Below are 19,886 nucleotides of genomic sequence, written 5' to 3'. Positions count from 1 at the left end.
GCTATGCGCGAATCCGAACTAGCCCGCGAAGATGCCTGCAATTCCAATCACAATGTCAGGGTAAGCCCTTTGACCAAAGCTCCCGGCAAATGACTCGACCCGGTACTGCGCTGGCCATAGGTATTGGTTGAAAGGATCATCTCGCGTTCGCGGGTCAGGTCTTCGAGTTGGCTGCCCAGCAAGCTGTACAGGCTGTCATCGAAGCGCATGGTGCTCACCGGCCCCTTGATTTCACCGTCCTCTACCCAGAAGGTGGCAAAGCGTGTCAGCCCGGTCATCCGTGCGGCCGGCAGGTCGGAGTAGTTCAGGTACCACAGGTTGCTGATGTACAGGCCTGTGCCCAGCCGTTGCAGGATGTCTTCAGGCGCCAGGGTGCCCGGTGCAAGGCTCAATGCACAGGGCGATTCATGGCTGTCTGCGCCATTGGCAAGCAACTCGAATTCGACGGCGCTGCGCGCGCTGGCCAGCCTGTCCACAGCCTGCCCGTGCTGGATCAGCTGTACGTCCAGGCGTGGCGAACCTTCATCGGAAAATGCCGGGCTCAGCGAGCCGCTGACGTGCTCATTGAAGCTGACCAACGGGCTCAGCCGTGCATCGCTGCTGTACAGCCGCTGCAGTGCGCTGTTGCCGGTGGCCAGCGCCTGTGCCGAGAAGCCGCCCCAACACAGCATGCCGGCGATTTCGTCCATGGCGGCAGGCGCCAGGTAGGCGCGGTAGCTGCCGGGCTTGAGCGTAACGGCCGGGCGGCCGAGGAAGCCCAGTTGCTCACGGGCCTGGCGCAGCCGTGCGGTGAAGTCCTTGGCACTCCACAGTTGGCCGGCATAGTTAGCCTTCACGGCCTGGCCATTGCTGTGGAACAGGCTCCAGTCGAAGTTGAAACTGTTGGCCTGGTGCCAGCCGAAGGCGCCATACGAACTGGCGAAGCCCCGGCAGACCGGGCCTGCGGCATAGATACCGACCAGGTCCAGGTCGCCGGCTTCGCGGTCGAGTAGTTCCAGTACTTCGCTTAGCTCTGGCAGCGCCTGTTCCTGCAGGCTGTAGCTGTGCCATGGGTTTTCGTCCAGGCGCAGGTAAGGGTCAACGGCCAATAGCGGCAGGGTTTGACGCAACTGTTCCAGCGCCTCGCGCAGGCGCTGATGGTCCAGTTCGGCATCGCCGCTCAACGTGACCTGCTGTTCTGCCTGGCGCCCATCGCGGATCAGCCGCAGTTGCGCGCTGGCCTGGCTGACCTCGCCGGCCTGGCGCACCTTGGCGTGGTTGAAACGCACGAACTGCGACTGTTCGGCGCTGTAGCCGAGGGTGAATTGCTCTTCGGCTTGCCGTGCATCGTGCAGGGCGCTGACCAATTGTTCGAAAAGCTGCTGTGCTGTGGCGCTCATCAGGCGTCCCCTCCGAATACGTCGATCTGGCGGAACACGCAGGCCGGTGCGGCGTGGCCGACCCGTACCACCTGGTTGGGTTCGCCCTTGCCGCAGTTGGGGGTGCCCAGTACCTGGAAGGTGCTGCGGTCGCCGACCGCCGCAAGGTCGCGCCAGAACTGCGCGGAGATGCCGCGGTAGTTGGGGTTCTTGACGATGCCCTTGAGCTGGCCGTCCTCGATCAGTTGGCCCCACTCGCAGCCGAACTGGAACTTGTTGCGCGCATCGTCGATGGACCACGAACGGTTGGTGCGCATCAGGATGCCGTGCTCGATGCCCTCGATCAGTTGCTCAAGGGTTTGCTCGCCCGGCTCGATGTTGAGGTTGGCCATGCGGTCGATCGGGGCGCGGTTCCAGCCACAGGCCCGGCTGTTGGCCACACCGTCGAGGCCCGAACGGTATTGCGACAACGCGCCGCCCAGCGGCCGCAGCAGCAGGCCCTCACGGATCAGGAACTGCTTGCTGGCCTGGCTGCCGTCATCGTCGTAGCTGTAGCTGGCAAGCTCTTCGGCGATGGTCGGGTCGAAGGTGACGTTGAGCAGTGGCGAGCCGTACTGCAAATGGCCGAAGTCGCTGGCTTTGACGAAGCTGGTGCCGGCGTAGTTGCGCTCGTCGCCGAGGATGCGGTCCATCTCCAGCGGGTGGCCGATGGATTCGTGGATCTGCAGCATCATCTGGTCGGGCATCAGCAGCAGGTCGCGCTCGCCACTGGGTGTATTGGGTGCTAGCAGCAGTTGCAGCGCTTCGTCGGCGACCCGGTGGGCGGCACCGACCAGGCCGCAGCGTTCGATGATCTCGAAGCCACCCTGCTGGCCGAAGTTGTCACGGCCCAGGCTGCGGCTCTGGCTGTCCTGGCCGTCGCTGGCGGTTACGCCCAGGCCTGGGAACAGGAAGCGCTGCGCGTGGCGCAGTTCGGCGCCGGCGGAGTTCATGTAGGTCTGTTCGACCAGGCTCTGGCTCAGGCTGGCCTGCCAGTCCACCAGGCGGCTGTCCTTGGGCACGCTGGCCGACTCGGCAGCGAGCAGGCCGAGGCAGTCGGCGAGGGTGGGTAACGGGCGGTCGAAGTTCGGCGAGACATGGTCGTGACGGGCGTTGGTTACGGGTTGGTCGCGCAGGTCGAGCAAGCTGTGCCTGGCAATCTGCCGGGCCAGTGCCTCGGCGTGTTCCAGCGCACGTTGCAGGCCTTGCTGAGACAGGTCGGCCGTGGCGGCGTAAGCCTCCACGCCCTGCACCCGCACCGTGAGCATGGCGCCTTCGTCCTGGCTGAAGAAGGGCGGCTCGGCCACATTGCGCCTTACCGAAAGCGCTTGGTGCGATTGTTTGACATGGCGCAGGGAAAACAACTCGGCCGTGCTGCGCAGCGCGGCAAAGCGCTGGCGCAGCAGGGCGCTGGAATCGAACATGGGAAAACCTCCGCGTGCACGGTGGCTCCCCCTAGAACCACCCGTCTTGCATGGCCAGGCAGGTATCGTCGCGTGCCTCGAGCAATGCCAGGTCATTATGGCAGCCCGGTACTTCCCAGGTCAGGAAATAACGTGCGGCCTGCAACTTGCCCCGGTAGAAGTCGCGATCTGCGGCATTGCCCTTGAGCAGGCCGAGTTCGGCGTGTATCGCTTGTTCCAGCCAGCGCCAGCCGATCACGCAGTGGCCGAAGGCCTTGAGGTACAGGGCTGAATTGGCAAGGGCGCCCGCGACTTTGCCTTCTGCCAGGTCGCCGAGCAGGGCCAGGGTCACGCCCTGCAGGCGGTTTACCAAATGCTCCAGCGGGTGGCGCATGGCATCCAGGCCCGGGTGATGGCTGGCGCGTTCAGCGGTATCGGCGATCAGGCGGGTCAGTTGCTTGAGGCCTGCGCCGTTGTTCTGCGCCAGTTTGCGGCCCAGCAGGTCGAGTGACTGGATGCCCTCTGTGCCTTCGTGGATCGGGTTCAGGCGGTTGTCGCGGTAGTACTGCTCCACCGGGTATTCCCGCGTGTAGCCGTGGCCACCGAGGATCTGGATCGCCAGTTCGTTGGCCTTGAGGCAGAAGGTGGATGGCCAGGATTTGACGATGGGCGTCAGCAGGTCGAGCAGTTCCTGTGCCTGCTGGCGGGCGGATTCGCTGGCTGCCGTGTGGGTGTCGTCGAATAGCCGTGCGGCGTACAAGCCCAGGTCGAAAGCGCCTTCTACATAGGCCTTCTGGGCGAGCAGCATGCGCCGGACGTCGGTGTGGCTGATGATCGGCACCGCAGGGCTGTGCGGGTCCTTGTTGTCCGGCAGCCTGCCCTGCGGCCGCTGGCGCGCATATTCCAGCGAATACAGGTACCCGGCGTAACCGAGCATCACCGCGCCCATGCCGACGCCGATGCGTGCCTCGTTCATCATCTGGAACATGCAGGCCAGGCCTTGGTGCGGCTGGCCGACCAGGTAGCCGACGCACTGGCCGTTGTCGCCGAAGTTCAGTGCCGTGGAGGTGGTGCCGCGCCAGCCCATCTTGTGGAACAGCCCGGCCAACAGCACGTCGTTGCGATCGCCGCGGCTGCCGTCCGGGTTGACCAGGTACTTGGGCACGATGAACAGCGAAATACCCTTCACCCCAGGTGGTGCATCCGGCAGCTTGGCCAGGACCATGTGCACGATGTTTTCCGACAGCTCGTGGTCGCCGCCGGAGATGAAAATCTTGTTGCCCTTGATCCGGTAGCTGCCATCCGCCGCAGGCTCGGCACGGGTGCGGATATCGGCCAGCGAAGAGCCGGCATGGGGTTCGGTCAGCGCCATGGTGCCGAAATAGCGGCCGTCGATCATCGGTTGCAGGAACAAACGCTTCTGTTCGTCGCTGCCGAAACTTTCGATCAGGTTGGCCGCGCCCATGGTCAGGAACGGGTAGGCCGTAGTGCCGGCGTTGGCGGCCTGAAAGTGGGCAAAGCAGGCTTGCGAGACCAGGCTGGGCAACTGCATGCCGCCGACCTCGAAATCGCGGTTGGCGTTGAGGAAGCCCGCCTCGAGGAAGGCATCGACCGCAGGTTTCACCTCGGGGATCAGCTCGGCGCGGCCGTCCACATAGCGCGGCTCGTTTTCGTCGGCCTTGCGGTTGTGCGGGGCGAAGTACTTTTCGGCGATGGTGCGGGCGGTGGTCAGCGCGGCATCGAACGTTTCGCGGCTGTGCTCGGCGAAGCGCGGGCGCTGGGTCAGGGCCTCGGCGTCGAGCACCTCATAGAGTTCGAAGGCGAGGTTGCGGGGGCTGAGCAGGGTCTCGGGCATGGCGGTGGTCCTTGAACGGGCTTGGGGCGAGTCTAGGGGATCGGCTGGTTAGGGGGGAGATTAATAGGTTTGGGTGATAAGGGTTCAAAACGAGGAATGGGACTAGTGTCTGGAGTGCGTGTGGACTTTCAACTCCCTACGTCGAGAGAAATTTCCCACAACATTTTCAGACGTAGAATTACAGCTTTTTTGAGCGAGATGATCTAAATGTCAGCCTTTGAACGGAGAAGCTGATAATGGACAAGTTAACTCGCTGGACAAATGTCACGAAGGACGAGTTATGTAAGGTAGAAGATCCTTTCTTTTCGGTCTCAATAGTGCGATCTATCTTGATGAGTCGGGGCTACGTTTCAGAGATAAAAGGTATTGACGATCTTCTGCGGGCGTGCGGCGTCTACGGCTCGGTCCGTTTGACGAGCAATGCTATTGACAGGGTCCTCAGGCCTGTAGCGTCAGGCGAGTGGATGTTGATTAAAAATGAGCCATTCAAGCCCATAGATATCGAAAAGTGTTGGTGTGCGAGAGTGCGTAGCCAGTGTGTAGACGACACGTACTTGTTGAACACAGCCTCTACGATAAGTGGGCCTGGTAAGTGGAGGACAGTGGCGGTTCAGATTAACAAGTTTTCCTCGGGTGCTGCTTTTTTTGCGAACTTCCTGACTTCGAGAGGGGATGAAGGGCGGGTGTTTTTATCGTCTGGGAAAGATTTTGCTAACACCACAAGAACGGTAAGCCAGAAATGGGTGCCCCTTGATACCGAAGACCGAGGTTTTGCCAAAGCCTCTGTCATTCATCGATATGGGCTAGAGCGTGAAGTTACTCAGATTTACGTGGAAGCTGACGACGCTTGGGATGTGTCGGGGTCTTCATGGCACTGGCGACCCGTCGTGGCAAATGATGAGTATGAGTTCAAAGACGAATGATGCTTATCATGAATCTGATCAAGTCAAAACGTTCGGTTGGTTGGTTTTGGGGAGCGATGGATGCTTTTTACATTTGTTTTGTAGTGTTCAGCAGCCTGCGTAGAGGCGTGACACCATTTTTAAGTGATTTGAACGCCGCACTTGCGAACATGGAGCGGTGGGGAGGAGGGCTTGAGCTCATGGTGTGGATGGGACTGATCGCCCAGGCATCCCTTGTGGTTAGTGGCACTTTGCTTTGTCTGGGGAAATTGTCAGGGGTCTATCTGGCTGGCGTTCAAACTCCTTTTCGATTTGTATTTGTAATTCCATCGCTTTCCGTGATTTTAGTATTGCCTGACACTCGCGCATGGATTTGGTTGAGCCTTCTCTGTGCGTCTGAAGGGGCTAAAGTGTGGAGTCTTTGGTGGCTCTGGCGAAGGCGCGAATGATGGCATTGCGGCGTTTCGGCATTGCTTGTCGTGGCGGATCGCTAGTAGCGCTTGTTCCTACGTTTGTTTCGGGCGAGTAACCCCTTTGCAACTGCGCGCGGCCGCCTTGTTTGTACGACGCGATATTGACTCATGCGCCAAGGCGTTCGCGCGCAAAACCCTCTGGAGTAACCCGAAACAAATCTAGGAGCGAGCGCAGCTCGCGATCCGCCGCGCGGGCGCTCGATTTCCGCCGCGCTGAACCAATCAGGACAGGCACCTGGCCACCCAGACTCAATTTCGAGACAGGCACAAAAAAAGGAGAGCCTAAGCTCTCCTTCTTCTTCAACAACCCTCAGCCATCAGCCAATGGTCATCAAGCTGGCATTACCCCCAGCCGCAGCGGTATTGACACTCACCGCCCGCTCGATCACCAGTCGCTCCAGGGCAATCTGATGGTCGCCGCTGGACAGCCCGTGAACGCCAACGATCGCACCGGCCCGCTTGGCCACTTGCTGGCAAACGCCGCGCAGCTGGTCCGAATCACCATGGTGGATCACGGCATCGAATGCCACGTCATCCTTGTTCCAGTCAGCCACCAGCTTGACCTTGGCCTGCAGCTCCTTCGGCAGGCGGCCGCGCAGCGACTTGCCTGGCTCGCCATCCACCCACACTGCCGAGCTACCGACCGCCACTACAGCGGCAAACTGTGCCAGCAGGTCAGCCTCATTGTCCGCCAGGCACAGCACGTGCTCGCGCGGCAGGATGGTGTAGCTGTTGCGCTCGCCGGTCGGGCCTGGCAGCAGCCGCGCGATGCCGCTTTGCGACTGGCTGGCGAACTGGGTGCACAGTGCGGCCAGGTCGGCCTGTTGATTGCTCTCGGCCCAGGCCTTGAGGCTGTGCAGCGGCTTGATCAGCTGTTCGTGCAGGGTGCGGTCCGGCTTGCCGTCACCATCCTGCTGCTGGAAGTGACGGCCAATGGCGTCGGCCGGGCGGGTCGACAGCAGGCGGTACAGGTAGAGCGGGCCGCCCGCTTTCGGGCCAGTGCCAGACAGGCCTTCACCGCCGAACGGTTGCACGCCCACCACAGCGCCAACGATGTTGCGGTTGACGTACATATTGCCGGCGTTGGCATTTTCCACCACTTTGGCGATGGTCTCGTCGATGCGGGTGTGCACGCCGAGGGTCAGACCGTAGCCGGAGTTGTTGATCTGCTCGATCAGTTGGTCGAGGTTGCGGCGGTTGTAGCGCACCACGTGCAGCACCGGGCCGAAGATCTCGCGCTTGAGCTCGTCGAAGCTGTCCAGCTCGATCAGGGTCGGCATGACGAAGGTGCCGCGCTTGACCTCGGCCGTATCGGCGATGGCCACCTGATAGACCGCGCGGCCTTTCTCGCGCATGGCCTGAATGTGCTTGTCGATGCCCGCCTTGGCTTCGGCATCGATCACCGGGCCGATATCCACGGCCAGGCGGTCCGGGTTGCCCAGGCGGCTTTCGGCCATGGCACCTTTGAGCATCTCGATCACGCGGTCGGCGGAATCTTCCTGCAGGCACAGCACACGCAGGGCCGAGCAGCGTTGGCCAGCGCTGTCGAAGGCCGAAGACACCACATCGATCACCACCTGCTCGGTCAGTGCCGATGAGTCGACGATCATCGCGTTCTGGCCGCCGGTTTCGGCGATCAGCGGGATTGGGCGGCCCTGGTTGTCCAGGCGGCCGGCGACGTTGCGTTGCAGCAGGCGGGCGACTTCGGTGGAACCCGTGAACATCACGCCCTTGACCCGCTCGTCACCGACAAGGCCGGCGCCGACGGTTTCGCCGCGGCCTGGCAGCAGTTGCAGCACACCTTCTGGGATGCCGGCTTCGAGCAGCAGGCGCACGGCCTGGGCAGCGATCAGCGGGGTCTGTTCAGCAGGTTTGGCCAGCACCGGGTTGCCGGCAGCCAAGGCTGCGGCCACTTGGCCGGTGAAGATTGCCAGCGGGAAGTTCCACGGGCTGATGCACACTACCGGGCCCAATGGGCGGTGGGCGTCGTTGCTGAAGTCGTTGCGTGCCTGCACCGCGTAGTAGCGCAGGAAGTCCACGGCCTCGCGCACTTCGGCGATGGCGTTGGCGAACGTCTTGCCCGCTTCGCGGATCAGCAGGCCCATCAGCGGTTGGATCTCGGCCTCCATCAGGTCGGCGGTACGCTCGAGAATCGCGGCACGCTCGGCTGGCGGGGTTGCCTGCCAGATCGGTGCGGCGTTGAGCGCGCACTGGATGGCGTTGTCGACGTCGGCAACGGTGGCTTCCTGGACATGGCCGACCACATCGCGGTGGTCTGATGGGTTCAGTACAGGGGCGGCTGCGGCTTCGCTGGCGGTGCAGGCCAGCAGCGGGGTGGCCTTCCAGTCGTTGTGCGCGGTGGCCAGCATGGCGCAGGACAGCGAGGCCAGGCGGTGTTCGTTGGCCATGTCGATGCCGGCCGAGTTGGCCCTCTCGCTGCCATACAGCTCGCGCGGCAACGGGATGCGTGGGTGTGGCAGGCCGAGGTTGCCTTCCTGGGTGCCCATGCGCTCGATGCTTGCTACCGGGTCGGCGACCAGTTCCTGGATGGAAATGGAGTGGTCGGCAATGCGGTTGACGAACGAGGTGTTGGCGCCGTTCTCCAGCAGGCGGCGGACCAGGTAGGCCAGCAGGGTTTCGTGGGTGCCGACCGGCGCATACACGCGGCACGGGCGGTTCAGCTTGCCCTCGGAGATCTTGCCGACCACCTGTTCGTACAGCGGCTCGCCCATGCCGTGCAGGCACTGGAACTCGTACTGCCCTGGGTAATAGTTCTGACCCGCGATGTGGTAGATGGCCGACAGGGTGTGGGCGTTGTGCGTGGCGAACTGCGGGTAGATGGCTTCGGGTACGGCCAGCAGCTTGCGTGCACAGGCAACGTAGGAAACGTCGGTGTACACCTTGCGGGTATAGACCGGGTAGCCTTCCAGGCCTTCGACCTGGGCGCGCTTGATCTCGCTGTCCCAGTAGGCGCCTTTCACCAGGCGGATCATCAGGCGGTGGCGGCTGCGCTTGGCCAGGTCGATGACGTAGTCGATCACGTACGGGCAGCGCTTCTGGTAGGCCTGGATCACGAAACCGATGCCGTTCCAGCCTGCCAGCGAAGGCTCGAAGCACAGGCGCTCGAGCAGGTCGAGCGAAAGCTCCAGGCGGTCAGCTTCTTCAGCGTCGATGTTCAGGCCGATGTCGTATTGCTTGGCCAGCAGGGTCAGCGACAGCAGGCGCGGGTACAGTTCTTCCATGACGCGCTCGTACTGCGCGCGGCTATAGCGCGGGTGCAGCGCAGAAAGCTTGATCGAGATACCCGGGCCTTCATAGATGCCGCGGCCATGCGACGCTTTGCCGATCGAGTGAATCGCCTGCTCGTAGGAGGCCAGGTACTTCTGTGCGTCGTGCTCGGTCAGTGCGGCTTCGCCGAGCATGTCGTAGGAATAGCGGAAGCCCTTGGATTCGAAACGGCTGGCATTGGCCAGTGCTTCGGCAATCGTTTCACCGGTAACGAACTGCTCGCCCATCAGGCGCATGGCCATGTCGACGCCCTTACGGATCATCGGCTCGCCGCTCTTGCCGATGATGCGGGTAAGCGAAGAGGTAAGGCCAGATTCGTTATGGGTAGAGACCAGCTTGCCGGTCAGCAGCAGGCCCCAAGTGGCGGCGTTGACGAACAGCGACGGGCTGTTGCCCAGGTGCGGCTGCCAGTTGCCGGTGCTGATCTTGTCGCGGATCAGCGCGTCGCGGGTGCCTTTGTCGGGGATGCGCAGCAGGGCTTCGGCCAGGCACATCAGCGCCACGCCTTCCTGGGACGACAGCGAGAACTCCTGCAGCAGGCCCTGAACGATGCCAGCACGGCCGCCAGCGCTCTTCTGGTTGCGCAGCTTTTCGGCGATGCTGGCGGCCATCTTGTTGGTCGCCTCGGCCAGCGGTGCGCTCAGGCGCGCCTGCTCCAGCAGCATCGGAACCACTTCCTGCTCGGGGCGGCGATAGGCGGCAGTGATGGCCGAGCGCAGGACGGACTGCGGCAGGATGCTCTCGGCGAACTCCAGGAAGCACTGGTGAGCGTGGTCGGGCGTTACTTCACCCGCATCGTCGCCCAGGCTGCTGGCATGACCGTTGAGTTCGGTCAGGGTAGCACCACCCTCGAGCTTCTCCAGGTAATTGAAGATCGCTTGCTTGATCAACCAGTGAGGTGTGCGGTCAATGGACTGCGCAGCTGCTTTGAGTCGCTCACGGGTTGGGTCATCGAGTTTGACCCCAAGGGTGGTCGTCGCCATTTCTTATCCTCTTTATTGCCACGGCTGTGGCCTTAGCTGGCGCCAAGAGTAGCTGTAGGGCAATTCAGGTGCAACCAGGTGCAACCCGTTTTTTTCGTCGAAAAGGTGCAACTCGTCTGGCGAAAATTCCTACATCTAATAAAGGATTGTTTACGGTGCGTTTTCGTCTGAAAAAAACGTTTTTTGCTCCAAAAAGGAGCAAGAACAAGGTGTTTACTGAAATTGCACGAGCGGGTGCAACTTGCAAATGAAAAATGGTTGCACCCAGTTTGCGTTGTTGCATAGGATTCGCCGCCTGGGTGCAACCGCCTCAAAGCGGTTGTGCATGAGATAAAAACAAACGCCAGGGCACACGCATGGGCAATCCACTAACGATCACTTTCGTGATCTACATCGCGGCAATGGTGCTGATCGGCTTCGCTGCCTATCGCTCCACCAAAAACCTTTCTGACTATATCCTCGGCGGGCGCAGCCTGGGCAGCGTGGTTACCGCGCTTTCTGCCGGTGCTTCCGACATGAGCGGTTGGCTGCTGATGGGCCTGCCGGGCGCCATCTACTTCTCCGGCCTTTCCGAAGCCTGGATCGCCATCGGCCTCACCGTCGGCGCTTACCTGAACTGGCTGTTCGTCGCTGGCCGGCTGCGCGTGCAGACCGAACACAACGGCGATGCGCTGACCCTGCCGGACTACTTTGCCAGCCGTTTTGAGGACAAGTCCGGCCTGCTACGGATCATCTCGGCCGTCGTCATCCTGGTGTTCTTCACCATCTACTGTGCTTCGGGCATCGTTGCTGGTGCGCGCCTGTTCGAAAGCACCTTCGACATGCCGTATGAAACCGCACTGTGGGCCGGTGCCGCCGCGACCATCGCCTACACCTTCGTGGGTGGCTTCCTGGCCGTGAGCTGGACGGACACCGTGCAGGCTTCGCTGATGATCTTCGCGCTGATCCTGACGCCGATCATCGTGCTGATCTCCACGGGTGGCTTCGACACGACCTTCCTGGCCATCGAGGCGCAGAACCCTGCCAACTTCGACATGCTCATGGGTGCAACTTTCATTGGCATCATCTCGCTGATGGGCTGGGGCCTGGGCTACTTCGGCCAGCCGCACATCCTGGCGCGCTTCATGGCCGCCGATTCGGTCAAGTCGATCGCCAAAGCTCGCCGCATCTCCATGACCTGGATGATCCTGTGCCTGGCCGGTACCTGCGCCGTGGGCTTCTTCGGCATCGCCTACTTCTCCGCGCACCCTGACCTGGCGGGCCCTGTTACCGAAAACCATGAGCGTGTGTTCATCGAACTGGCGAAAATCCTGTTCAACCCGTGGATTGCCGGTGTGCTGCTGTCGGCCATTCTGGCGGCGGTGATGAGTACGCTGAGCTGCCAGCTGCTGGTCTGCTCCAGTGCGCTGACCGAAGACTTCTACAAGGCTTTCCTGCGCAAGAATGCTTCGCAGGGCGAGCTGGTATGGGTCGGCCGTCTGATGGTATTGGTCGTGGCACTGATCGCCATCGCCATGGCTGCCAACCCGGAAAACCGCGTGCTGGGCCTGGTGGCCTACGCCTGGGCTGGGTTCGGTGCTGCCTTTGGCCCGGTGGTGTTGATTTCGGTGCTGTGGAAGGGCATGACCCGTAACGGCGCGCTGGCGGGTATCGTGGTTGGCGCCCTGACCGTGATCCTGTGGAAGCAGATCGACACCTGGGGCCTATACGAAATCATCCCGGGCTTCCTGCTTGCCAGCATCGCCATCATCGTGGTCAGCAAGCTGGGCAGCCCGTCGCAGACGATGGTGCAGCGCTTCGAGACTGCTGATGCGGCGTATCACGCTGACAAGTAACCTTTGTGCCAACAGTCAGTTGTGCTGCTGACTGCCTGGTTGTGATCTGCTGGGCGTTGGCCCGGTAAAAGCAAGCGGCCCGAACAATCTGATTGTTCGGGCCGCTTGCTTTTCAGTGAAGGCTGCTTATAGCGAGAACTTCACTCGGGTTGCTTCAAACGCGTTTGCTTCCCTTGGGCGGATCAGAGCGTCGTAATCGCCAGGAGCGTAACTATCCAGGTTCATCGACCACTTTGTGCTTTGCGAGGATCCTACGACCAGGTTGTCGATCGTGCCATCAGGCTTGGTAACTTCCAGTACAGCGGTGTACGGCACATTGGCGATACCGAGGTCGCCGTGTACCAGTGGTGTTACGGTGTTGTCGAAGTTGATGGAAGCTTTCATGTCAGGTACTCCTTGATAGTGGAAGCGCTAGATTGAGCTCCATGCCTGAGGTGAAGAACGGGGAATGGCTACCTGAGATGGGGGCGGTGGGTGGATGAACTGTGCGTGCCCGTACCTGACTCCGCCGGTCTTACGAGGTAAACTTGCCACCCCCGCAGGAGTTGCCATGAACTATCGTCACGCCTTCCACGCCGGCAACCACGCCGACGTTCTCAAACACATCGTGCTGACCCGCCTCATCGCCCTGATGTCGCGCAAGGAGCAGCCGTTCGCCTATATAGACACCCACGCCGGCCTTGGTCTGTACGACCTGCAGGGCGACCAGGCGACCCGTACCGGTGAATACCTCGAAGGCGTTGCACGTTTGTGGAATCGCGATGATGTCCCGGCGATGGCCGCCGACTACCTGCGTGTCATCAAACGCCTGAATGCCGATGGCGAATTGCGCTACTACCCTGGGTCGCCAGAACTGGCTCGCCGCCTGATGCGTCAGCAGGACCGGGCGTTGCTCAACGAGAAGCACCCTGAAGACGGGCCGCTGCTCAAAGAGAACATGAAAAAAGACCCGCGCGTGGTGGTGCACCTGGGTGAGGGTTGGCATGTGCCGCGGGCGTTGCTGCCGGTGCAGGAAAAACGCGCGATCATGCTGATCGACCCGCCATTCGAGCAGGCTGACGAGCTCAAGCGCTGCACTAGCTCGCTGAAAGAGGCGATTGGCCGCATGCGCCAGACCGTTGCTGCCATCTGGTACCCGATCAAGGACCAGCGCTCGCTCACCCGTTTCTACCAGGACCTCACCAGTACCGGCGCGCCGAAGCTGCTGCGGGTCGAGTTGTACGTGCACCACCAGGACAGTCCGCAGGGGCTGAACGGCTCTGGCCTGGCCATTGCCAACCCGCCGTGGGGCCTGGAAGAGGAGCTCAAGGAGCTGCTGCCCTGGCTGGCCAAGGAACTGGCGCAGACCGCTGGCAGCTACCGGATGGACTGGCTGATCGCCGAATAAGCCACTGCCGCACCCCTGCAGACTTGCCGCACCGCCGCCCCCACAAGGGGCGGTGTGTCTTTCTCGTTTGCGTTATAATCCCGCCTTTTAGCCGCCACCCGCCCATGAGGCCGCTGGCGCATCTCTACCGAATGAAGAGGCTAATCCCTTGGCATTGACGATTCTTGGCCTGTCCGGCGCCCTTAGCCATGACCCTTCCGCGGCCCTGTACATCGACGGCAAGCTGATTGCCGCCGCCGAAGAAGAACGCTTCGTGCGTGACAAACATGCGAAGAACCGCATGCCCTACGAGTCGGCGAAGTTCTGCCTGGAACAAGCGGGCATCAAGCCGTCCGACGTGGACGTGGTTGCCATCCCGTTCGCCCCGATCAGCCTGTTCGGCAAAGCCCGCTGGCACTATGCCAAGCGCTACTGGTACGCCCCGGACCGCGCCCTCGACGCCATCCTGATGGGCAACCGTCGCTACAAGCGCTACCGCAAGAAGATCGTCTGGTGCCTGGAGCAACTGGGCTTCGATCCGAAAAAAGTCAAGATTGAGCCGGTCGAGCACCACTTGGCCCACGCCTCCAGCGCCTACCATTGCTCGGGCTTCAAAGAGAAGACCGCGATCCTCGGCATCGACGGCAAGGGCGAGTACGCCACGACCTTCTTCGGTTATGGCGAAAACGGCAAGATCCACAAGATCAAGGAATTCTTCGACCCGGATTCTCTGGGCGGCCTGTACGGCGCAATCACCGAGTTCCTGGGTTTCGAAATGCTCGACGGCGAGTTCAAGGTCATGGGCATGGCGCCTTATGGCGACGCCAGCAAGTATGACTTCTCGCGCCTGGCCAGCTTCGAAAACGGCGAACTGGTGATCAACACCGAATACGCCAACGTCATCGGCCTGCGCCGTTATAAAGAGAAGGGCAAAGGTTTCTACTTCTCGCCGAAACTGATCGAATGGCTGGGCCCCAAGCGCGAAGGCGACATCGCCGACGAGCCGTACATCCATTACGCGGCCAGCATGCAGGCGCTGTTCGAGAAGTTGGCCTTGCAGATGATCGACCACTACCTGGGCGACACCCTGCGTGAAACCGGCAAGCTGGCCTTCGCCGGCGGCTGCGCGCTGAACGTCAAGCTCAACCAGAAGATCATTGCCCGCCCGGACGTGAAAGAGCTGTTCGTCCAGCCGGCCTCCGGCGACGCCGGCACCGCAGTCGGTGCGGCCGCCTATGTTTCCCACGCCCGTGGCGTACCGGTCGAGAAGATGGAGCACGTCTACCTCGGCCCGTCGTACTCCAACGAAGACGTGATTGCCGCCTGCGCTCGTCACCCGGACCAACCGAAGTGGCGCAAGCTCGACAACATGCCGCAGCAGATCGCCCAAATCATGGTCGACGGCAACCCGGTGGCCTGGTTCCAGGGCCGCATGGAGTTTGGCCCGCGCGCGCTGGGTGGTCGTTCGATCATCGGCTGCCCGAGTGTCGAAGGCGTGGCTGATCGCATCAACCACCAGATCAAGTTCCGCGAGCGCTGGAGACCGTTCTGCCCGTCGATGCTCGACACCGTTGCCCCGCAGATGATCAAGGTCGATCACCCGGCGCCGTTCATGACCTTCACCTTCGAAGTGGCTGAAGAGTGGAAGACCCGCGTACCAGAAGTGGTTCACGAAGACGGCACGTCGCGTGCACAGGTGCTCAAGCGCGAGTACAACCCGCGCTACTACGACATGATGAAAGCGCTGGAGGACCTGACCGGCAACGGCGTGTCGCTGAACACCTCGCTGAACCGCCGTGGTGAACCGATGATCTGCTCGCCGACCGATGCCTTGAACATGTTCTTCGGCTCGGACCTGCAGTACCTGATCATGGAAGACATCCTGGTCGTCAAGGACGGCGCAGCCGCGTATGACCAGCCGCTCTGAACCGCGCATCCTGCAGTTCTGCCATGGCTATGACGGGCCGTTTCTCGACTGCGCTCGTCAATACGCCAGCCTGTTCCAAGGCAGCGGCTACAAGGTCACCACGGTGTTCCTCACCGGCGCCGCCGACCCGCAGGTTGCGGCCGGCTGCGCGTCGGACGAGGTGCTGTTTCTCGAATTCAGCTCCAAGGCTGTTCGCGGCCTGAAGCTCGGTGCCATCCGGGCGCTGCGCCGGGTCGCGGCCGAGCGCAACTTCAGCTTCTGCATCGCCCACCGCTTCAAGCCGATTTATGTGGCCTTGTTGGGCACTGGCTTGCCGGTGATCGGCGTGCACCATGCGTTCGGCGACTACCAGCGCAAGGGGCGGCGGCTGTTCGCCAACCTGTTCAGCAAACGTTTGAGCCTGCTCGGCGTGTCGGATGCGGTGCGTGACGACATACGCCGTTGCCTGCCGCAGTGGCCGGCCGAGCGTATTCAGACCTTGTACAACCGCATCGATATCGGCGCGCTCGACGCAGCGCTGGTGCCGCGTGCCGAGGCGCGTCAGGCTCTAGGGCTGGATGCCCAGGCTTGGATCGTCGGTAACGTCGGCCGTCTGCATCCGGATAAAGACCAGGCCACCTTGTTGCGCGGGTTTGCCCAGGCACGCCCAGGGCTGCCTGCGGGGGCTCGCCTGGCGATCCTCGGCAAGGGGCGCCTGGAAGGCAAACTCAAGGCCTTGGCCGCTGAGCTGGGTATCGTGGGGCATGTCGACTTCCTGGGTCAGGTGCCGGATGCCCGCCACTACTTCCAGGCGTTCGATGTCTTTGCGCTGAGTTCTGACCATGAGCCGTTCGGCATGGTCCTGCTCGAAGCCATGGTGGCCGGCGTACCCGTGCTGGCGACCGCCTGCGGGGGTGCGCGCGAGGTGGTTGAAGGCGTGGGCGTATTGTTCCCGCTGGGCGATGCCACGCAGCTGGCCCAGGGCCTCACGCATATGGCCAAGCTGGACGCGCAGCAGCGCCAGGCGTGTGCCGCGCACATGCTGCAGCGCCTGCACGAGCGCTTCTCCGACGCGGCTGTGCGCGAGGCCTTCTGGCAGCTGCCGCAAGTGCGTGCGCTGGTGGGGCAGGTATGATGCTCAATCATATTCAGGCCTTCCGTGAGCGGGGTTGGCAGGTTATCGACGCGGCAACCTACGCCCAGGCGTGGGGGCGATTCGGTGGCAGTGTCGCCACGCACCCGCTGGTGATCGAACAACTGGCTGACCTGGCGCAGATACCCGTGCGCTACCTGGGTTGGCATCAGGCGGGTGAACTTAAGGCCGCCGTGCCGACCTGGGGGCGCCATCTGGCGCTGTCCAAGGACGTGCTCAAGCGCGCTGGCAAGAAAGGCCTGTTCGACCTTGGCAATGCCGAGATCATTCTGCCGGCCGCCGCTGACGCTGCCGCGCCGTTGCGCCATGCCATGCGCTACCTGTCCGAGCTGAACCAGGGGCGCTTTACCGGCCTGAAGGCGCAGAAAGAACAGCTGGCCATGGCCCGCGCGCCCGAAGACCTGTCGAAGAAATTCCGCTACAACCAGCGCCGCGAGTTGCGCCTGCTGGAAGAGGCGGGTGGGGTGGTGCGCCCGATCACTGATTTCGGCGCCAGCGAAATCGCCGCCATGTACTGCGACCTGTTCCAGCGCCGCTGGGGCTTCCCGGCCACCGGCGCCGAGCGCATGGCGGACGTGCTGCAGCGCCTGCGCGAGCTGCTGATCGGGTCGGTGCTGTTGCTCGACGACAAACCCATCGCCATCCAGCTGGTGTATCGCGTCGAAGCGCCGGGCTGGATCAGTGTCGAATACGTCAACGGCGGCGTAGACCCTGAAACCAAGGCCTTCAGCCCCGGCAGCGTACTTAGCTTCCTCAACACCCAGGCTGCCTGGGAGGACGCCCGCGCGCGCAACAAGCCCCTGCGCTTCTCGTTCGGCCGTGCCGACCGCGAGTACAAGGATCGCTGGTGCAACCCTGTACCGGTGTACCAGGCGTGAGCCGCAAGCAGCAGTTGCTCAAGCGCCACCGGCGCAACAAGCGCCTGGGGCTGCTGGCCGGCCTGGCGGCGCTGGTTGCCCTGGGCGTATTCGCCTGGTGGTGGCTGCCGCTGTTGCTGCTGCCGTTGCTCTGGGCTGCCCACGAGGCGTGGTTCGCCGACCATCTGTTCTATGCGCCAGACGAGGACTACGCCTACAACTTCGGCGAGCAGGCCCGGCAAGCGCCTGTCACCTTGCGTGGCGGGGTGATCAAGGTGGGCGCGGCGTTGCAGGGCAACGAAACGCTAATCCTCGAAGTATGCGTGAAGAGCGGTTGGTTGGGGCGTTTTCTGGACCCGCGTGTCGAGTTGCTGGCAGATGAGCTCAGCGATCGGCAGGCTTTCGAACGCGGTGTCGCTGGGGTTCGCTTCCTCAACCTGACCGGGCTGGCTGCACCGCTTCAAGCGGGTACATTGCGTTTGCGTGGTCGCCATTGCCGCCTGCAGGGCGAGGCTCGGCTGTGGATAACTCCCAGCGTCGAGTTGCAGCGCCGTCGAGTGATGGTGATTGCGCCGCATGCCGATGATGCCGAGCTGGCCGCTTATGGCTTGTACAGCCAGGCCGACGAAACCTGGGTGGTCACGTTGACCGCTGGCGAAATCGAGGCCGAGCACTATCAGCAGATGGGCCTGGGCAAGGCCGAGGCGGCGCGCCTCAAGGGCCGTCTGCGCGCCTGGGACAGCATTGCCGTGCCGCGCTGGGCCGGGGTGCCGGAGTCGCGTTGCGTGCAGTTGGGCTACTTCTGCCTGCAACTGCCCACCATGCAAGCTGCGCCCGATGTGCCGGCCGCTTCACGTGAAGCCGACATGGCCGATATTCGCCCTTTCCGCCGCTTCAACCCGTTCCCGCTGCCGGCAGATGGCGATGGTGCGCCAACCTGGCGAAACCTGCTGGCTGACCTGCGTGCCTTGCTGATGCTTGCCAAGCCCGACGTGCTGGTCATGCCGCACCCGCAACTCGACCCGCATCCGGACCACATCTGTGCTCAGGCGGCAGTGCTGGAGGCTTTGCAGGGCCTGGAATGGCAGCCGCAAACGCTGCTGTGCTACGCCAACCACCTGCATGACAACGACCGGTGGCCGATGGGTGACAGCGGCGACGGTGTGGCCTTGCCGCCGCAATTGAGTGCCGAGCAGCCATGGGCGCCGTGCTCTCTGGTACTGGACCTGGCAACGCAACGCGACAAGGCAATGGCCTTGGGCATGATGCACGACCTGCAGCCACGCGCACCGTTCAAGCGCCGGCTGCGCCGGCTGTTGCAGCGCTGGCTGGCCGGGCGCCGCCCGTCGCCTTACGGGGAGAACGAATTCTTCCGCAAGGCCGTGCGCCGGCATGAACTGTTCTGGCGCCGTGAGCTGTAGACAACGCCCATGGTTGACCGCGATGGCGCAGAGCGCCCAAGGAAAGCAATGAAAGTCCTATTTCTGGTGCAGAAGGAACAGCGGGCCATCCTGGATCGCCTGTACGACGGCGTCGCGGCCAACTGTGAGTGCGACCTGCGCTGGCTGACCAGTGAAGACCAGCGCAACCTGCGCCGTTACTTCAAACGCGAAGTGCAGGTCGAACGTTATGACCGCATCGTCTTCTTCCTGCGTTTCAAGCAGGAGATCCGTCAGGTGGCGTTCATCCAGACAGTGCCGAACCTGGTCATCCTCGAACACGACGCCTACCAGAACTACATCCCTTGCAAGTACACCGGCAAGTTCAGCGCGCACTACCGCAAGTTGCCCTGGGCGCGGGTGATCAGCTCTGGATACACGGTCAGCGAGCGCCTGCGCCAGGAAGGTTTCGATGCGGTGTTCGTGCCCAAGGGCTACGACGAGCACCTGTTGACCGACCAGGGCCGTGACCGCGACATCGAGCTGGCGTTCGTCGGCAGCACCAACAGCGTCGCCTACAGCGGTCGCAAGGCACTGCTGGATGAGCTGGGGCGGGTGGAGAACCTGGTGGTGACGCGCACCAAGTCTGGCGAGGACTATTGCAACACGCTCAACCGTATTCGTTTCTTCGTCAGTGCCGATGTCGGCATGGGCGAGTACATGATCAAGAACTTCGAGGCCATGGCCTGCGGCTGCGTGCTGCTGGCCTTTGACCAGGGCGTGGAAGAAAACCGCGCCCTGGGCCTTCAGGACATGCACAACGTGGTGTTCTACGACAGCATCCCGATGCTGCAGGCGAAACTGCACACGTTGCGGGCAGACCCTGCCCTGGCCCAACAAATTGCCGAGAATGGGCGCCATCTGGCGGTTTCCCGTTTCAGCTTCGGTGAAGTTGGTCGTAGCATCGTCGACCACATGCGCCCGGCACTCAGGCCGCGTCCGCCCTTGTCTGCATGGCAGCGGTTGCGGTTGAAGCTGGGCTTTTAATTACAAGAACTTTCGCTTTCAGGGAATGCAGGCGAAAGTCGA

General features: G+C 62.3%; 14 protein-coding genes. 9 read left to right on the top strand and 5 right to left on the bottom strand.

Annotation, left to right across the window (positions count from 1 at the left end; translation table 11 throughout):
- Positions 1-47: 47 nt before the first annotated feature.
- Genes ACFY68_RS00875 through ACFY68_RS00865 form a run of 3 tightly spaced genes read right to left on the bottom strand, consistent with a single transcriptional unit; the run spans position 48 to position 4,655 of the window.
- Positions 48-1,379 (bottom strand): TldD/PmbA family protein, encoded by a 1,332-nt coding sequence (locus ACFY68_RS00875; protein ID WP_387522598.1) that lies wholly within the window; start codon positions 1,377-1,379, stop codon positions 48-50.
- Positions 1,379-2,821: a TldD/PmbA family protein gene (locus tag ACFY68_RS00870; RefSeq protein ID WP_387522596.1), complete on the bottom strand. Its 1,443-nt coding sequence runs from the start codon at positions 2,819-2,821 to the stop codon at positions 1,379-1,381. The genes ACFY68_RS00875 and ACFY68_RS00870 overlap by 1 nt, the downstream gene beginning before the upstream one ends.
- Positions 2,822-2,852: 31 nt before the next feature.
- A complete protein-coding gene (locus ACFY68_RS00865; RefSeq protein ID WP_387522594.1) occupies positions 2,853-4,655 on the bottom strand; it encodes an acyl-CoA dehydrogenase in 1,803 nt (600 codons plus the stop codon).
- A 602-nt stretch (positions 4,656-5,257) separates the two neighbouring features.
- Here ACFY68_RS00865 and ACFY68_RS00860 point away from each other — a divergent pair.
- Positions 5,258-5,578: a hypothetical protein gene (locus tag ACFY68_RS00860; RefSeq protein WP_387522592.1), complete on the top strand. Its 321-nt coding sequence runs from the start codon at positions 5,258-5,260 to the stop codon at positions 5,576-5,578.
- An 8-nt stretch (positions 5,579-5,586) separates the two neighbouring features.
- The gene (locus ACFY68_RS00855) at positions 5,587-6,006 is read left to right on the top strand and encodes a hypothetical protein (RefSeq protein ID WP_387522590.1); all 420 of its coding nucleotides are present in this window, start codon (positions 5,587-5,589) and stop codon (positions 6,004-6,006) included.
- Between the two features lie 341 nt (positions 6,007-6,347).
- Here ACFY68_RS00855 and putA read toward each other — a convergent pair whose 3' ends face one another.
- Complete coding sequence (gene putA / locus ACFY68_RS00850) at positions 6,348-10,301, bottom strand: trifunctional transcriptional regulator/proline dehydrogenase/L-glutamate gamma-semialdehyde dehydrogenase (RefSeq protein ID WP_387522588.1); 3,954 nt, start codon at positions 10,299-10,301, stop codon at positions 6,348-6,350.
- A 356-nt stretch (positions 10,302-10,657) separates the two neighbouring features.
- Here putA and putP point away from each other — a divergent pair, with 356 nt between their 5' ends.
- Entirely contained in the window at positions 10,658-12,136 is a 1,479-nt protein-coding gene (putP, locus tag ACFY68_RS00845) for a sodium/proline symporter PutP (protein WP_387522586.1), read from the top strand.
- Positions 12,137-12,262: 126 nt separating this feature from the next.
- On the opposite strand, the gene ACFY68_RS00840 is transcribed toward putP, so the two are convergent.
- On the bottom strand, positions 12,263-12,520 hold the full coding sequence (locus ACFY68_RS00840; protein WP_387522584.1) for a hypothetical protein: 258 nt from the start codon (positions 12,518-12,520) through the stop codon (positions 12,263-12,265).
- A gap of 166 nt (positions 12,521-12,686) precedes the next feature.
- Here ACFY68_RS00840 and ACFY68_RS00835 point away from each other — a divergent pair, with 166 nt between their 5' ends.
- The 6 genes from ACFY68_RS00835 to ACFY68_RS00810 all read left to right on the top strand — a co-directional run bounded on the left by ACFY68_RS00835 (position 12,687) and on the right by ACFY68_RS00810 (position 19,844).
- Positions 12,687-13,523 (top strand): 23S rRNA (adenine(2030)-N(6))-methyltransferase RlmJ, encoded by an 837-nt coding sequence (locus tag ACFY68_RS00835; protein WP_274097535.1) that lies wholly within the window; start codon positions 12,687-12,689, stop codon positions 13,521-13,523.
- A gap of 148 nt (positions 13,524-13,671) precedes the next feature.
- On the top strand, positions 13,672-15,429 hold the full coding sequence (locus ACFY68_RS00830; RefSeq protein ID WP_016501928.1) for a carbamoyltransferase: 1,758 nt from the start codon (positions 13,672-13,674) through the stop codon (positions 15,427-15,429).
- Positions 15,413-16,543, top strand: coding sequence for a glycosyltransferase (locus ACFY68_RS00825; protein ID WP_387522583.1), 1,131 nt, complete (start codon positions 15,413-15,415; stop codon positions 16,541-16,543). Before ACFY68_RS00830 ends, ACFY68_RS00825 begins: the two co-directional genes overlap by 17 nt.
- On the top strand, positions 16,543-17,439 hold the full coding sequence (locus ACFY68_RS00820) for an antimicrobial resistance protein Mig-14 (RefSeq protein WP_387523022.1): 897 nt from the start codon (positions 16,543-16,545) through the stop codon (positions 17,437-17,439). The genes ACFY68_RS00825 and ACFY68_RS00820 overlap by 1 nt, the downstream gene beginning before the upstream one ends.
- Positions 17,436-18,839 carry a PIG-L family deacetylase gene (locus tag ACFY68_RS00815; protein ID WP_387523020.1) on the top strand — a complete coding sequence of 468 codons (1,404 nt, stop codon included), beginning with the start codon at positions 17,436-17,438 and terminating at the stop codon, positions 18,837-18,839. The genes ACFY68_RS00820 and ACFY68_RS00815 overlap by 4 nt, the downstream gene beginning before the upstream one ends.
- 48 nt (positions 18,840-18,887) lie before the next feature.
- On the top strand, positions 18,888-19,844 hold the full coding sequence (locus tag ACFY68_RS00810) for a glycosyltransferase (RefSeq protein ID WP_387522581.1): 957 nt from the start codon (positions 18,888-18,890) through the stop codon (positions 19,842-19,844).
- Positions 19,845-19,886 lie beyond the last annotated feature (42 nt).

Origin of the sequence: Pseudomonas sp. NPDC012596, assembly GCF_042902325.1 — a bacterium.
Lineage (GTDB): Bacteria > Pseudomonadota > Gammaproteobacteria > Pseudomonadales > Pseudomonadaceae > Aquipseudomonas.
Note: the sequence above shows the minus strand (reverse complement) of the source record. Positions and strands in the feature narration are given on the sequence as shown.

Coding starts and splice junctions, on each gene's coding strand:
- ACFY68_RS00840 (WP_387522584.1), bottom strand. CDS start 12,520: ATGAAAGCTTCCATCAACTTCGACAACACCGTAACACCACTGGTACAC.
- ACFY68_RS00855 (WP_387522590.1), top strand. CDS start 5,587: ATGAATCTGATCAAGTCAAAACGTTCGGTTGGTTGGTTTTGGGGAGCG.
- ACFY68_RS00870 (WP_387522596.1), bottom strand. CDS start 2,821: ATGTTCGATTCCAGCGCCCTGCTGCGCCAGCGCTTTGCCGCGCTGCGC.
- ACFY68_RS00835 (WP_274097535.1), top strand. CDS start 12,687: ATGAACTATCGTCACGCCTTCCACGCCGGCAACCACGCCGACGTTCTC.
- ACFY68_RS00825 (WP_387522583.1), top strand. CDS start 15,413: ATGACCAGCCGCTCTGAACCGCGCATCCTGCAGTTCTGCCATGGCTAT.
- ACFY68_RS00820 (WP_387523022.1), top strand. CDS start 16,543: ATGCTCAATCATATTCAGGCCTTCCGTGAGCGGGGTTGGCAGGTTATC.
- putA (WP_387522588.1), bottom strand. CDS start 10,301: ATGGCGACGACCACCCTTGGGGTCAAACTCGATGACCCAACCCGTGAG.
- putP (WP_387522586.1), top strand. CDS start 10,658: ATGGGCAATCCACTAACGATCACTTTCGTGATCTACATCGCGGCAATG.
- ACFY68_RS00875 (WP_387522598.1), bottom strand. CDS start 1,379: ATGAGCGCCACAGCACAGCAGCTTTTCGAACAATTGGTCAGCGCCCTG.
- ACFY68_RS00810 (WP_387522581.1), top strand. CDS start 18,888: ATGAAAGTCCTATTTCTGGTGCAGAAGGAACAGCGGGCCATCCTGGAT.
- ACFY68_RS00865 (WP_387522594.1), bottom strand. CDS start 4,655: ATGCCCGAGACCCTGCTCAGCCCCCGCAACCTCGCCTTCGAACTCTAT.